Origin of the sequence: Polynucleobacter paneuropaeus (assembly GCF_003261235.1) — a bacterium.
Taxonomy (GTDB): domain Bacteria; phylum Pseudomonadota; class Gammaproteobacteria; order Burkholderiales; family Burkholderiaceae; genus Polynucleobacter; species Polynucleobacter paneuropaeus.
The window spans coordinates 187,791-202,666 of sequence record NZ_CP030085.1 but is presented as its reverse complement, the minus strand read 5'-3'; the positions used below and the strand labels follow the sequence as shown (position 1 = coordinate 202,666).

Genomic DNA, 14,876 nt, shown 5'->3' with positions numbered 1-14,876 from the left:
ATCCCACCTACTCTCTTGAACGGAACACCCCTATGGCCAGCTTGATTTGCGGCTCAGTCGCCTACGACACCATCATGAACTTTGAAGGTAAATTTGCCGATCAAATTCTTCCCGAGCAAATTCATATCCTCAATGTGGCCTTTTTAGTTCCCACCATGCGCCGTGAATTTGGGGGCTGTGCTGGCAATATTGCCTACAACTTGCATCTTCTGGGTGGCGATCCCATCATCATGGCTACGGTCGGCGGCGATGCTACTCCCTACCTCAATCATCTTCATGCCCTGAAGATTGATCAAACCCATATTCGCCAAATTGATGATGCCTTTACCGCGCAGGCAATGATCACGACCGATCAATCCAATAATCAAATTACTGCCTTTCATCCGGGGGCAATGAATGAATCGCATCTCAATTTAGTGTCCAAAGTGGTTGATGAGCGCATCCAAACAGGCAAAGGCCAAGCCAAAATTGGGATTGTGGCTCCAGATGGTCGTCAAGGCATGTGGGAGCACTGTCATCAATTGGCTGATGCACAGATTCCCTTCATTTTTGATCCAGGCCAAGGCTTGCCAATGTTCAACGGTCCTGAATTACTAGAACTCATCGAGCTAGCCAGCTATTTGGCCGTAAATGACTATGAAGGCGAAATGCTCTCCCAAAGAACTGGGATGAGCCTAGACAAAATTGCTGAGCGGGTGAAGGCTCTGATTGTGACCAAAGGCGCCGAGGGTGCCGATGTCTATGCCGGCGGAAAAAAGATTGCTATTCCCCCAGTGCCGGCTGCAAAGCTAATTGACCCAACTGGATGTGGAGATGCATTTAGAGGGGGACTCCTCTTCGGCTTAGAAAATGGCATGGACTGGGAGACTACTGGCCGGCTAGCCAGCTTGATGGGCTCGATCAAAATTACCCACCAAGGGCCACAAAACCATAGGCCCTCTAAAGACGAGATCGGCGCGCAGTTCAAAACGGCGTTTGGTTTTAGCTTCTAACTTTTTCAGGCAATAAAAAAGGGGCCTCGTTAGAGACCCCTTGGAACTTCACACACCAACAAGCCGAAGCTTATGGACGTGTGCCAGTTGGGAAGGGCCAAGCAGCAGCAGGATTCAACGGAGTTGAAGCTGCAGCTTTTTTGGCAGCAGGCTTTTTAACAGAGCCTGCTTTTTTCTTCGCAGCAGGCTTACTTACTTTTTTTTTGCAGCTGGTTTACGCTTTTTTGCAGCTGGGCGCTTTTTAGCAGCAACTTTCTTTTTAGCAGCTGGACGCTTCTTAGCAGCTACTTTCTTTTTAGCAGCTGGGCGCTTCTTAGCAGCTACTTTTTTCTTCGCAGCTGGACGCTTCTTAGCAGCTGGACGCTTCTTAGCTGCAACTTTCTTAGCAGCTGGTTTCTTTGCAGCGGTTTTTTTCTTGGCGATTGCCATAATATTGCTCCTTCACGTGAGGATTAGTACAAACTACCGTTTAAGAAGACCCGACCACTCAATTCCGTAATACCTTGCGGCATTAAAGAGCTGGCGAGCGAGCCATTCATCGGCGCACGGCTTGATGCTTGGTGCTGCACGCTAATGAATCCTGGAAAAAAAGCCGTGGCCCCAAAGGACAACGGCTTTTTAAATGTGGTGAAAAAAATAGGGAGAGTAGCCCAGACACCCTTGAGCAAGGGTTTTCGGAATTTCGCCTGGTTTACCTGATTCTGAATACTATCCAACCGTCTAATCTCCTATTTAGCCGGCTGTGCGCTTTTACTAATGAACTACTCCCAACTTAGCGCACCACCGGTTTGATACTCAATAACGCGTGTCTCAAAAAAGTTTCGTTCTTTCTTCAGATCTATCATTTCTGACATCCATGGAAATGGATTCTCTTCATTTGGGAACATTGCGTCAAGTCCTATTTGCAAACATCTGCGATTACAGATGTATCGGAGGTAACCTTTGAACATCGGCGCGTTCAATCCGAGTACCCCACGAGGCATCGTATCCTCTGCATATCGATACTCTAATTCGACTGCTTTTTCAAAGATAGATTTGATCTCATCTTTGAACGCAGAAGTCCATAACTGCGGGTTCTCCAGCTTGATTTGATTAATTAAATCAATACCAAAATTGCAGTGCATCGACTCGTCGCGCAAGATGTATTGATACTGCTCAGCAGCACCGGTCATTTTGTTTTGGCGACCCATTGCAAGTATTTGCGTAAAACCAACATAAAAGAACAAACCTTCCATTACGCAAGCAAAAACAATCAGCGATCGAAGTAATTTTTGGTCGTTTTCTAAGGTGCCGGTCTTAAAGTTTGGATCCGTTAAGACATCAATAAAGGGGATTAAGAACTCATCCTTAGCGCGAATCGAATCAATTTCGTGATACGCATTGAAGATTTCGCTCTGATCTAAACCCAACGATTCAACAATATATTGGTAGGCGTGGGTATGAATAGCTTCTTCAAAAGCCTGACGCAATAGATACTGGCGGCATTCTGGGGCGGTAATGTGGCGATAAGTGCCCAAAACAATATTGTTTGCAGCCAAAGAATCCGCAGTGGTAAAGAAACCAAGATTGCGCTTAATGATGCGACGCTCATCTTCTGTCAGACCATTAGGATCCTTCCAAAGCGCAATATCGCGGTTCATATTGATCTCTTGTGGCATCCAGTGATTTGCGCAACCAGCTAAATACTTTTCCCAAGCCCACTTATATTTAAATGGAACCAACTGATTAACGTCCGTCTTGGCATTAATAACCCGCTTGTCTGCGGCATTAACGCGCAGTGAAGCGCCACCGGGCAAAGAAGCAGCCTGCACTGGTGCTGGCGCAACTTGCTGCGGTGCGATAGCAACTTGGTCTGGCTGTGGACGCTGTACTTCAGCTACTGCAGGCTGCGGAGCAATACCGGCTTTTGCGAGTGCTGGTGCAACTTCCTCTTCCCAATTCAACATAATTTTCTCCTCAATTCTTTACTTGTCAGTCAATAAGCAAATGGCTTATTGACATGCTTCACATTCTTCAAAACCAGCGTCGCCTGGACGCATTGTGCAAACCGGACCATCAGCCTCTACTGCGCCAGCAGCGCTAGCTGCGGCCGCATCAGTTCCATTGACGCCGCCGCCACTCGAAACTGAGTTGAGTTGGCCACTAGCGACCGTGGATTTCTCAACGTGGGTAGCAGCCATCGTACGGAGGTAATAGGTTGTCTTCAAACCACGCAACCAGGCCAATTTATAAGTGTCATCCAATTTCTTGCCAGATGCGCCGCCCATGTAGATATTTAGAGACTGGGCTTGGTCAATCCATTTCTGACGACGGGAAGCAGCTTCAACCAGCCAGCTTGGCTCTACTTCAAAAGCGGTCGCGTACAAATCACGCAAATCTTGTGGAATACGATCAATTTTGGACAATGTGCCATCGAAATACTTCAAATCGGCAATCATCACCTCATCCCATAGACCGCGATCTTTCAAATCACGAACCAGGTACTCGTTTACAACTGTAAATTCGCCAGAAAGATTCGACTTAACGAACAAGTTCTGGAATGTAGGCTCGATACAAGCAGAAACGCCAATAATGTTCGAGATCGTTGCGGTTGGGGCAATTGCTACGCAATTGGAGTTGCGCATACCGTGTTGCTTAATACGGCCGCGCAGACTGTCCCAATTCATTTGGGAGGAACTATCCACCTCAACATAGCCGCCACGCTCTTGCGCCAATAAAGCAACGGAGTCTTGTGGGAGGATGCCGCGATCCCACAAAGAGCCTTTGTAGGTGCTATAGGTGCCGCGCTCTTCTGCCAATTCGCTAGAAGCAAGGTAAGCGTAGTAGCAAACTGCCTCCATGGAAGAATCGGCAAACTTCACAGCCTCTTCGCTAGCGTAAGGAATGCGTTGCATATGCAAGCAATCCTGGAAGCCCATGATGCCCAAACCAACTGGACGGTGCTTCAAATTGGAGTTACGCGCCTTAGCTACAGCGTAGTAGTTAATATCGATTACGTTATCTAACATCCGCATTGCAGTGCGTACGGTGTTTCGTAATTTCTCATGATCCAAAATCATCTTGCCAGATGCATCGGTTGTCATATGAGCGGTTAAGTTCACAGACCCAAGGTTACAAACTGCAATTTCAGTCTCATTGGTATTGAGAGTGATCTCCGTACATAAATTGGATGAGTGAACCACGCCAATATGTTGCTGTGGGCTACGAATGTTGCAAGGATCCTTAAATGTAATCCAAGGGTGGCCGGTTTCAAACAACATGCCGAGCATCTTGCGCCATAACTGTTGCGCAGGAATTCTGCGGAATGGCTTAATCTCGCCCGCATCGGCTTTCTTTTCATAGGCAACATAAGCCTCTTCAAATGCTTTGCCGAATTTATCATGCAAATCAGGTGTAGTAGATGGGGAGAATAAAGTCCAGTCACCGTTTTCCATCACACGCTTCATGAACAGATCTGGGATCCAGTTTGAAGTATTCATGTCATGGGTACGACGACGATCATCGCCAGTGTTCTTACGCAACTCTAAGAACTCTTCGATATCCAAGTGCCAGGTTTCGAGATAGGCGCACACTGCACCCTTCCGCTTACCGCCTTGATTAACTGCAACAGCTGTGTCGTTCACTACTTTCAGGAATGGCACAACACCTTGTGATTTACCGTTGGTACCTTTGATGTGGCTACCGAGCGCACGAACGTTGGTCCAGTCATTGCCTAGACCACCAGCAAACTTAGACAGCAATGCGTTCTCTTTCAAAGCCTCATAGATGCCATCCAAATCATCATCAACCGTAGTCAAGTAGCAACTCGAAAGTTGTGGACGGGTTGTAGCTGAGTTGAACAAGGTTGGTGTACTGGACATGAAATCGAATGTAGAGAGAATTTCATAGAACTCAATCACACGACGCTCACGGTCCGTCTCATTTAGAGCCAAGCCCATTGCAACTCGCATAAAGAATGCTTGTGGCATTTCAATGCGACGATCTTCAATATGCAAGAAATAGCGGTCATACAAAGTTTGTAAACCGAGGTAGTTAAATTGCAAATCGCGATTTGCATTTAAAGCTGCAGCCAGTCTTGGCAAATCATATTCACGCATGCGAGGATCTAGCAATTCAGCGGCAATACCTTCGTTGATGTACTTCGCAAAGTAGGTGCTGTACTCTGCTTGTGTGTCGCCTTGCAATACTTCGCGACCTAAAATTTCTTTACGAATCACATGCATCAAAATCCGTGCTGTGACTTGACTATAAGCTGGATCTTTTTCGATCAAAGTACGTGAGGCCAAAATCGCAGAGTCATACACTTGCGCCATTGGCACGCCATCATAAAGATTCTTGATGGTTTCAGTAATGATGGGTGTGGCATCAATGTGATTACCAAGACCTTCGCAAGCTGCCTCAATGACAGTGCGCAGAGCAGCCATATCCAACCACTTCTCTACACCGTTGTCGGTAACCTTGATACCAGACTCGCCAGCCTGAGTGGCTGCTTGCGTTTCTTGTGCGCTACCTTGTTGTGCGGCACGCTCTTGATTGCGTTTTTCACGATAGAGCACGTAAGCACGAGCTACGTTGTGCTCACCACTGCGCATCAACGCCAATTCCACTTGATCTTGGATATCTTCAATGTGGAAAGTACCGCCATTAGGACGGCTACGTAATAAAGCACGCACTACTGCATGGGTCAATTGCTCAACCTGTTCACGCACACGAGCAGACGCAGCACCCTGGCCACCATTGACGGCCAAGAAAGCTTTGGTTACGGCAATAGCAATCTTTGATGGCTCAAAAGCGACAACCGAACCATTACGGCGAATGATTTTGTAGTCAGAAAGCTGGGTTGCCTGCGCTCCACCGACCCCGCCGGCCACGAAGCCAGCAGAAGGAGCCTGACTTACTGGACCACTAGGGTTCAAGCCCTGATTGGCTACCCCAGATTGTTGGTCAGCAGTTTGTGGATTCGCGTATGTCATGTTTTTCCTACTTATATATAGTTATTGGGGTAAAAAGTCTTTAAATACAAAGGGCTATTGTCTACTGTAAACACTACATCTAGTGTTTTTTTATTCATTTGACACTAAGTATAGGGAAATATTTCCAGTTTAGTAAGACTTTTATTACAAATTTGAGTAAGTATTTTTCCTAGTACTTGGCACCAATGTGACTCATTTTTACCCTGAAATATTTGAGCCCTTTTCAATGGGGCTAGAGAAGTGAGTAGATCCTCACATCAGACTTTTTGCCTAGCGAGAGTCAAGTCCAAAAGGGAAATTTTTCTCAGGGATGAGTGTTGTTTTCTGCAACTTCGTCCAGTCGAAAAATTTTCCAGGGTCCATTTTTCTTTGCGGAGCGATATCACTGTGTCCTGCAAATTGCAGCTTCGGAAATTCTTTTTGAATGTTTTGAATCAAAATGCTCAGTTGCTGATATTGAATTTCTTCAAATGAAGAATCGCCATCACCCTCCATTTCGATCCCAATCGAGAAATCGTTGCAGCGCTCTCTGCCCAAAAACTCAGAGACGCCTGCATGCCATGCCCTCTGTTTAGTGGAGACAAATTGAAAGACTTGACCTTGACGAGAAATCAAAAAATGGCTGGACACTTTTTGCCCACCAATTTCTGCAAAGTAGGGATGCGCGGATATATCAAGTGTGTTTTGAAAAAAATCAATGATATGTTGGGTGCTGGCGCGCTTCTGAAATTCTCCAGGTGGCAAACTAATGTGGTGGATCACCACCAAGTCCGGAATACATCCATCTGGACGCGCATCCTGATTTGGTGAGGGGCGCCATAAGGCAGAACCAAGCCAGCCAGCATCGTCTAGAGCCTGAAGATGCTGGGCTGAGCAATAAAAACGCTCCTCCTGTTTCATCGCCTCTGATTGTGGAAGATGCACATGGCAAAGTTGACACTGCACTATTGTCTGAGGCGCCACACTCTGCTTCTGGGCCTCGGCCTCGGCTTGAGCAAGCTGAATCTGCGCAGCCCGCTCTTTGCCTTTAAACCAATAGTAGAAATAAGCAGCGCCCAGTAATAAGAGTAGCCACTTAATCAAGTTCACGCCTTATGAAGAATGACTTCCAAAACAAAGCGACTTCCTACATAGGCAAAAATTAAAGCTGTGTAAGCACTCAAAACCCAACGCACTGCTGCTCTTCCTCGCAATCCGACTCTCCAGCGCGCTACTAAGAGACCGCCAAATAAAAACCATGAAATCAAAGCAAAGATTGTTTTATGGTCAAACACCAAAGGTCTGCCGAATAAGGTTTGCGAAAAGAAGAGTCCTGAAAAAACGGTCAGACTCAAGAGCGCAAAGCCAACATACAGCAAGCTAAATAAAAGACTTTCCATTGTCAGCAATGGTGGCAAATCTTCTAGCCAATGCGCCAAAAATCCATTAGGCCGAATACTGAGTTGTCTATGCAAGGCCCGATCCTGAATACTCATTAACATGGCATGCATTGCTGCCAGGCTCAAAAGACCAACGGACAGAGTTGCAACAATAAAGTGCCCTTTAAACCATGGGTCAGATACTGCATCGGGAGAAATCAGAACGCCTGGAAAAAGGCCTGGCAGCACAGAGCAAACCATTGCAAAAATTAAGGCCATCCAACACAAACTCACGATGGGCAAAAACCAGGACTGGAACCAATAAAAAGCGAGGCCCGCCCACGCAACTAAAGAAAGGTCCTGAGCAAAGCCAAAAACGAAGCCTTTGTCCGTAAAAACCGAGTCATGCAGCTGAATACCGTGAATGATCAAGATAAAAAAGATGCCGATGCGTACCAGTCCAGTAAAGACTGGAGATTGCGCTAAAGCCTGCGAACTTAGGGTCAAAAAGACTAAAAGCAGCAAATAAAGGGCTGGGGTAAGCCAGCTGTAACTGAGGTAACCTAAAATGTCCATCTTGAAAGTCTAATCCATAAATGCTAGAGAACCTGACCGATCGCCTATCTCGTGTTGTGAAAACAATGCGGGGAGAAGCCCGCCTGACCGAAAGCAATACTGCAGAGATGCTTCGGGAAATCCGCTTAGCCCTATTAGAGGCAGACGTAGCCCTTCCGGTCGTTAAAACGCTTCTCGAACAAATTAAATTTAAAGCCCTTGGCGAAGAAGTGGTTGGCAGTCTAAGTCCTGGGCAGGCTTTAGTGGGTGTTGTCCAACGAGAACTTGCTCAGGTAATGGCTGGAGATGGCTCTCAGAGCGGTGAAATCAATTTAGCAACCCAACCCCCCGCAGTCATCCTCATGGCCGGCTTGCAAGGCGCCGGTAAAACTACTTCAGTTGGTAAGCTTGCCAAATGGCTCCAAGAGAAAAAGAAAAAGAAAGTGCTCACCGTCTCATGTGACGTGTACCGCCCGGCTGCTATAGAACAGCTCGCTACCGTTAGCAAACAAGTTGGTGCCGAGTGCTTTCCGAGTAGCGTCGATCAAAAGCCCGCTGCTATTGCGCTTGCAGCCTTAGATTGGGCACGTCGTCATTACTTTGATGTCCTGCTGGTAGACACTGCTGGCCGACTGGGTATCGACGAGGTACTCATGCAAGAGATTGAAGATCTGCATAACAAACTAAGTCCTATAGAGACTTTATTTGTTGTTGATGCCATGCTGGGTCAGGATGCAGTTAATACTGCTAAAGCCTTTCATGATGCCCTGCCGCTCTCTGGTGTGATCCTCACTAAGCTCGATGGTGATTCACGTGGAGGTGCTGCGCTCTCAGTTCGCCAAGTAACGGGCGTACCCCTCAAGTTCATTGGCACTGCTGAAAAAATGGATGGGCTCGAAGCATTCGATGCCGAGCGCATGGCGAACCGTATTTTGGGCATGGGCGATATTTTGGCTCTGGTAGAACAGGCCCAACAAAGTGTGGATGTTGCTAAAGCAGAAAAGTTAGCAACAAAAATTTCTAAGGGAGGGTTTGATCTGGGAGACTTCCGAGATCAAATTTCTCAAATGCAGCAAATGGGTGGTATGGCCAGCCTAATGGATAAGCTCCCAAGTCATATGGCTCAGGCAGCTAGTAAAGCCAATATGGGTCAAGCTGACAAACAAATTGTACGGATGCGCGGCATCATTGATAGCATGACGCCAAAGGAACGTAGCAAGCCTGAGCTACTCAAGGCTAGTCGCAAACGGCGTATTGCTGCAGGAGCAGGAGTTGAAGTACAAGAAGTAAATCGCTTACTCGCACAGTTTGAGCAAATGCAAACCATGATGAAGCAATTCAAAGGCGGGAAGATGGCGCGTGCCATGGCGGGCATGGCTGCTAAAGGAGCCGCCAAGGGTATCGGCGGCTTATTTAAAAAGTAATTAAGAAACGAGTTGCTTTGCTGAGTTCACAGCAGCAATGACTTTATCTTTAATCTCAGTAATGGAAATATTTTGGGACTCAGCATCAGTGCGCCCCTTAAATTCCACTTGAGCATCTACCAACCCGCGTTCACCAATCACCACTCTAAATGGTGCGCCAATCAACTCCCAATCTGCAAACATCGCGCCGGGACGCTCGCCGCGATCATCAAGGATGACGTCAATACCCGCAGCAATTAACTGTTCATGCAATTGGTCAGCAGCGGCCTTAACCTGCTCAGACTTATCGTAATTCATGGGGCAGATAACGACTTCAAATGGCGCCATCGAAATCGGCCAAATAATACCGCGCTCATCATGGCCTTGCTCAATGGCGGCGCCCAAGAGACGCGTTACACCAATGCCGTAACAGCCCATCACCATCGGCTGTGACTTTCCTTGTTGATCAAGATAGGTGCAACCCATTGCTTCTGAGTAACGCGTTCCTAATTGAAAAACGTGCCCAACCTCAATGCCACGACAGATATCCACCACTCCTTTTCCATCGGGCGATGGATCGCCAATCACCGCATTGCGAAGATCCATTACTAAAGGCTCTGGTAGGTCGCGACCCCAATTCACACCAGTCAAGTGGTGACCTGCAAGATTGGCGCCACAAACAAAGTCAGACATATTCGCAACAGTATGATCTGCAACTACTTTGACATCAGGAGCAATACCTACTGGGCCTAAATATCCAGCCGGCGCATTGCAAGCTTGTTTAATCTCTGCTTCAGTTGCAAAACGAGACTCTGCCATTCCTGGAACTTTGCTGGCTTTGACTTCATTGAGATCATGATCGCCACGTAGCAGTAACATAAATAATTTGGCTGGCCCTTTTTCTTGGTCAACTGCAAACAAGAGTGACTTCACCGTTGTCTCAATGGGGATGTTGAGGAAGTTCGCCACCTCTACACAGTTGGTCTGAGTTGGTGTCACTACTTTTTGCATTGACTGCTGAGCAGCTGCACGACTTCCAAGCAACGGTAAAGACACTGCAGCCTCCAAATTCGCCGCGTAATCTGAACTTGGGCAGTAAACGATGGCATCTTCACCCGTATCTGCAATCACATGAAACTCTTGGCTACCAGAGCCGCCAATAGCGCCATTATCAGCAGTGACAGCGCGGAACTTTAGCCCCATTCTCCGAAAGATTTTCGTATAAGCACCAAACATGATTTGATAGGATTTTTTTAATCCCTCAACATCACGATCAAAGGAATAGGCATCCTTCATACTGAACTCACGCCCACGCATGATCCCAAAACGAGGACGACGTTCATCGCGGAATTTGGTTTGAATCTGATAAAAGTTAATCGGCAATTGCTTGTAACTCTTGATCTCGTTACGCGCTAGATCAGTGATCACCTCTTCTGAGGTTGGCTGAATTAAAAAATCACGCTCATGGCGATCTTTAATGCGGAGTAATTCTGGGCCCATTTTTTCCCAGCGCCCAGTTTCTTGCCAAAGTTCAGCAGGCTGAATCATGGGCATTAATAATTCAATAGCGCCTGCCCGATTCATTTCTTCACGAATGATGTTTTCTACCTTGCGAATCACCTTTAAACCCAAAGGGAGGTAGTTATAGATGCCAGCGCTTAGCTTGCGAATAAGTCCTGCACGCACCATGAGCTTGTGCGAAACCACCTCAGCGTCAGAGGGGGCTTCTTTTAGCGTCGCGAGAAATGATTGTGAGGCTTTCATGTATGGATATAATCAAATCGTTGATTTTAAAGGATTTGGGGCACGATCATGCTTGACCGTGAAGGATATAGAGCCAATGTTGGCATTGTCCTCCTCAATAGCCATAACGAGGTTTTCTGGGGAAAACGCGTTGGGCAGCATTCGTGGCAGTTTCCGCAGGGCGGAATTGCGCATGGCGAGAGTCCAGAACAGGCCATGTACCGCGAATTGCATGAGGAGGTCGGCTTACTGCCTGAGCACGTCCAAATTATTGGGCGTACCCGGGATTGGCTACGCTATGACGTCCCAGAAGAGTATTTACGCCGGCAGCACCCTACTCGGGTCCACCGCGCTGCCTATCGGGGGCAAAAACAAATCTGGTTTCTATTGCGTTTAGTTGGGCTTGATAGCGATATTCATTTAAGAGCATCGGAGCACCCTGAATTTGATGCATGGCGCTGGGTCCCTTTTTGGATTGAACTCAATTCCGTTATTGAATTCAAACGCGGGGTTTATCAACTTGCACTCTCTGAACTAGCTCGCAATCTCACCCGTGGTATCAAAATGCAGGAACTGGTCTGGGGATCCCCTCTTGATCTCATGCAATCTTTTTATTCCAAAGAAGGCTCTGTCAAAGATGCAAAAGAGGGCAAATACTCAAATGATTAAATCTTTTCAAAAATCTCGCTCATATACCCTAAGTGCTCTCATTTGTTTAACCTTAACTGCTTGCGGTGGCGATCCCATGGTGAGCGGTTTGGATCCTTTTGCACCCAGTGTATTCAAGGAGGGCTCAACAACGATGCCCTTAAATCCCCCCAATCCAGACAAGCTTCAATCTTTTTATGTTTCACCCACTACCGTTTTTAAGTTTTCAATTGACACTAGTTCAATTTTGATTGGTGCAGATGGAGTAACGCGCTATATCGTTGTTATCACCAATCCAAGTGGAGACCAGCAAGCGCAGTATGAAGGCATTCGTTGTGACTCTTACCAATGGCGCCTCTATGGCTCCTATGAGTCTGGTGCATGGCGACCAAATCCCTTGAGTCAATGGAATTACATTAAATTACATGTACCCAATCGCTATCAAGCGGCTTTAGCTCAAGGGGCCTTGTGTGACTTTAGCTCCCAAGAGACAAGTCTCAAAGCAGTTCTCAGATCACTGAATCCAGAGAAGTTTACGGGTGGAACTCAGCCAACAAATTCTTTTGGCGTGATGGGTAATTAAATATCAATCGGCACTCAAGCGAGTACCGATACTGTCGCCCGCCAAAAGGCGCGTCAAAATATCTCGCTCTTTGCCAGAAGCAATGATGGTAGAAGTTCGTGTTTGGGCCGCGACTTTTGCTGCAAGTACTTTAGTTAACATTCCACCCTTACTGAGCTGACTCCCAGCACCACCTGCCATCTTTTCTAAGGCAGGGTCTCCAGCAATACCATTTAGCACTAAGCTCGCACCTGAATCATGGCGTGGATCAGCTGTATATAAACCACCCTGATCCGTAAGAATGATCAGAAGATCAGCCTCAATTAAATTACTTACTAATGCAGCTAAGTTATCGTTATCTCCGAATTTAATTTCATCGGTCACTACAGTGTCGTTCTCATTAATAATAGGAATGACGCCCAACTTCAATAAAGTTTCTAGAGTCGCTTTAGCATTAGCATTACGATCATCGTTCGCCAAGTCTGCATTCGTTAGTAGAATTTGTGCACTACGTAAGTTGAAACGCGCGAAGCAGGTTTCATATCCCTGAACCAAGCCCATTTGCCCCACTGCTGCAGCAGCCTGTAGCTGATGAATGTCTGTTGGTCGAGTAGTCCATCCCAAGCGCTGCATACCTTCAGCAATAGCACCAGAGCTCACCATCAAAACTTGGTGCCCTGCGCTTAAAAGTGAGGCGATTTGCTCGGCCCACATTGCAATTGCTGCATGGTCTAAGCCCTCACCATTATTGGTGACTAGACTAGATCCCACTTTGACAACGATACGTTTTGATTGTTTGCTATTCATATACGGCAATACTTTAATCTGGACTCTTATCTTCTACTTGATAACGTGGATCTGCAGCACGCTCATCTTCCTCGTCACGATTACGACGAACTGAATCTAAATAATCTTGCAAGGCATAACAGAGCTTATCGCAACCCAAACCTGTTAGTGCAGAGATTTCAAAGACAGGGCCTTCCCACTTAAATTTTTTCACAAAATTAGCAACTACCTTAGCTCGATCCTCCTCAGGAATCATGTCTACTTTATTGAGCACCAACCAACGGGGTTTTTCAACTAAGGCCTCATCATATTTACGCAACTCATTCACGATCGCCTTTGCATCTGCAACGGGATCGATATTTTCATCAAAGGGCGCAAGATCCACGAGATGTAACAAGACGCCGGTGCGCTGAAGGTGGCGTAGGAAGCGATGGCCTAAGCCAGCACCTTCTGCGGCACCCTCGATCAAGCCTGGAATATCGGCAATCACAAAACTTCGCTCACTCCCAACACGCACTACACCCAAATTAGGATGCAAAGTTGTAAATGGGTAGTCTGCAATTTTAGGGCGCGCATTGGAGACGGCAGTAATCAAGGTAGATTTGCCTGCATTTGGCATGCCCAATAAACCCACATCAGCCAAGACTTTAAGCTCAAGCTTGAGCTTGCGACGTTCGCCGGGCTTGCCATTCGTCTTCTGCCGGGGTGCACGATTTGTACTGCTCTTGAAGTGAATATTGCCCCAACCACCAACTCCACCTTGGGCTAAGCATAAGCGCTCCCCATGGGTAGTGAGGTCAGCGATGGGTTCGCCTGTCTCGTAATCGGCAATGATTGTGCCAACTGGCATACGCAATTCAATATCGTCACCCGCGCGGCCATAACAATCTGCTCCACGTCCTGGCTCTCCATTTTTTGCAGTATGGGTTTTGGCATATCTGTAATCAATCAAAGTATTGATGTTGCGATCTGCAATTGCCCAGACGCTCCCACCCTTGCCGCCGTCGCCACCATCAGGACCACCGAACTCAATAAATTTTTCGCGACGCATAGATGCACTACCAGCACCACCTTGGCCAGCGATTACTTCGATACGTGCTTCGTCTATAAATTTCATGAATAAAAAAGGCCTCGCTTTAGCGAGGCCTGTTCCTAAGAGTTAAATTCGGAATCAATCTGAATTAAAACGTGTCTCAGTCAGGCGCCTTTATGAACGAGGCAACACTGAAACCTGGGCCTTCTTCAAAGCACCCTTAACGCCAAACTCAACTTGTCCATCAATTAAGGCGAACAAAGTGTGATCTTTGCCGATGCCAACGTTAACACCTGGATGAAACTTAGTGCCGCGTTGACGAATGATGATGCTGCCAGCATTAATCTGCTCGCCGCCAAATACCTTAACGCCTAAGCGTTTCGATTCTGAGTCACGGCCGTTTCGAGTCGAGCCGCCGCCTTTTTTCTGTGCCATATCTTTCTCCTGCTATTCCCGCCTAATTAGGCTTTGATCGTGTTAATCAGAATCTCAGTGAAATTCTGACGATGGCCTTGGTGCTTTTGATAATGCTTGCGACGGCGCATCTTAAAGATTGTCACTTTATCGTGACGTCCCTGGGAGACGACAGTGGCCATCACAGCTGCACCATTAACCAATGGATCACCTAATTTCAGTGATGCGCCTTCGCCAACGGCGAGGACTTGGTCAAGAGTGATTTCGCTGCCGATTTCCGCTGGTATCTGTTCTATTTTCAATTTTTCGCCAGCGGCAACTTTATACTGTTTGCCACCGGTTTTTATGACCGCGTACATGGTTTGAAACCTCAATTTAAGCCTACATTTTGGGCTAATCCACCCTGGAT

General features: G+C 47.0%; 13 protein-coding genes and 1 pseudogene. 4 read left to right on the top strand and 10 right to left on the bottom strand.

What is annotated here, in order from left to right; all coding sequences use genetic code 11:
* Positions 1 to 32: 32 nt before the first annotated feature.
* Positions 33 to 992, top strand: coding sequence for a carbohydrate kinase family protein (locus Pas1_RS01120; protein ID WP_112208772.1), 960 nt, complete (start codon positions 33 to 35; stop codon positions 990 to 992).
* Positions 993 to 1,184: 192 nt separating this feature from the next.
* Here Pas1_RS01120 and Pas1_RS01115 read toward each other — a convergent pair whose 3' ends face one another.
* From Pas1_RS01115 to Pas1_RS01090, 5 genes are all read right to left on the bottom strand, one after another.
* Positions 1,185 to 1,421, bottom strand: a complete 237-nt coding sequence (locus Pas1_RS01115; RefSeq protein WP_404824870.1) for a hypothetical protein — start codon at positions 1,419 to 1,421, stop codon at positions 1,185 to 1,187.
* A 332-nt stretch (positions 1,422 to 1,753) separates the two neighbouring features.
* Complete coding sequence (locus tag Pas1_RS01105) at positions 1,754 to 2,938, bottom strand: ribonucleotide-diphosphate reductase subunit beta (RefSeq protein WP_112202882.1); 1,185 nt, start codon at positions 2,936 to 2,938, stop codon at positions 1,754 to 1,756.
* 45 nt (positions 2,939 to 2,983) lie between these two features.
* Positions 2,984 to 5,965, bottom strand: a complete 2,982-nt coding sequence (locus Pas1_RS01100) for a ribonucleoside-diphosphate reductase subunit alpha (protein ID WP_112294240.1) — start codon at positions 5,963 to 5,965, stop codon at positions 2,984 to 2,986.
* Between the two features lie 270 nt (positions 5,966 to 6,235).
* Entirely contained in the window at positions 6,236 to 7,054 is an 819-nt protein-coding gene (ampD, locus tag Pas1_RS01095) for a 1,6-anhydro-N-acetylmuramyl-L-alanine amidase AmpD (RefSeq protein ID WP_264080454.1), read from the bottom strand.
* Positions 7,051 to 7,899: a cytochrome C assembly family protein gene (locus Pas1_RS01090; RefSeq protein ID WP_112294239.1), complete on the bottom strand. Its 849-nt coding sequence runs from the start codon at positions 7,897 to 7,899 to the stop codon at positions 7,051 to 7,053. The genes ampD and Pas1_RS01090 overlap by 4 nt, the downstream gene beginning before the upstream one ends.
* Before the next feature lie 20 nt (positions 7,900 to 7,919).
* Between Pas1_RS01090 and ffh the strand changes: the two genes are divergently transcribed.
* Positions 7,920 to 9,302 carry a signal recognition particle protein gene (gene ffh / locus Pas1_RS01085; protein ID WP_112208769.1) on the top strand — a complete coding sequence of 461 codons (1,383 nt, stop codon included), beginning with the start codon at positions 7,920 to 7,922 and terminating at the stop codon, positions 9,300 to 9,302.
* On the opposite strand, the gene Pas1_RS01080 is transcribed toward ffh, so the two are convergent.
* Complete coding sequence (locus Pas1_RS01080; protein WP_112294238.1) at positions 9,303 to 11,045, bottom strand: proline--tRNA ligase; 1,743 nt, start codon at positions 11,043 to 11,045, stop codon at positions 9,303 to 9,305.
* Between the two features lie 48 nt (positions 11,046 to 11,093).
* Here Pas1_RS01080 and Pas1_RS01075 point away from each other — a divergent pair, with 48 nt between their 5' ends.
* The gene (locus Pas1_RS01075) at positions 11,094 to 11,693 is read left to right on the top strand and encodes an RNA pyrophosphohydrolase (protein WP_112294237.1); all 600 of its coding nucleotides are present in this window, start codon (positions 11,094 to 11,096) and stop codon (positions 11,691 to 11,693) included.
* On the top strand, positions 11,686 to 12,255 hold the full coding sequence (locus tag Pas1_RS01070; RefSeq protein ID WP_112294236.1) for a CNP1-like family protein: 570 nt from the start codon (positions 11,686 to 11,688) through the stop codon (positions 12,253 to 12,255). Before Pas1_RS01075 ends, Pas1_RS01070 begins: the two co-directional genes overlap by 8 nt.
* A 9-nt stretch (positions 12,256 to 12,264) precedes the next feature.
* On the opposite strand, the pseudogene proB reads toward Pas1_RS01070, so the two are convergent.
* From proB to rplU, 4 genes and pseudogenes are all read right to left on the bottom strand, one after another.
* Positions 12,265 to 13,041 (bottom strand): annotated as a pseudogene (gene proB / locus Pas1_RS01065) (glutamate 5-kinase); the annotation flags it as partial.
* A gap of 13 nt (positions 13,042 to 13,054) precedes the next feature.
* Positions 13,055 to 14,137, bottom strand: coding sequence for an Obg family GTPase CgtA (cgtA, locus tag Pas1_RS01060; RefSeq protein ID WP_112208765.1), 1,083 nt, complete (start codon positions 14,135 to 14,137; stop codon positions 13,055 to 13,057).
* A 90-nt stretch (positions 14,138 to 14,227) separates the two neighbouring features.
* A complete protein-coding gene (rpmA, locus tag Pas1_RS01055; protein ID WP_112294234.1) occupies positions 14,228 to 14,488 on the bottom strand; it encodes a 50S ribosomal protein L27 in 261 nt (86 codons plus the stop codon).
* 26 nt (positions 14,489 to 14,514) lie between these two features.
* Positions 14,515 to 14,826 (bottom strand): 50S ribosomal protein L21, encoded by a 312-nt coding sequence (gene rplU, locus Pas1_RS01050; RefSeq protein WP_011902040.1) that lies wholly within the window; start codon positions 14,824 to 14,826, stop codon positions 14,515 to 14,517.
* Between the last annotated feature and the right edge of the window lie 50 nt (positions 14,827 to 14,876).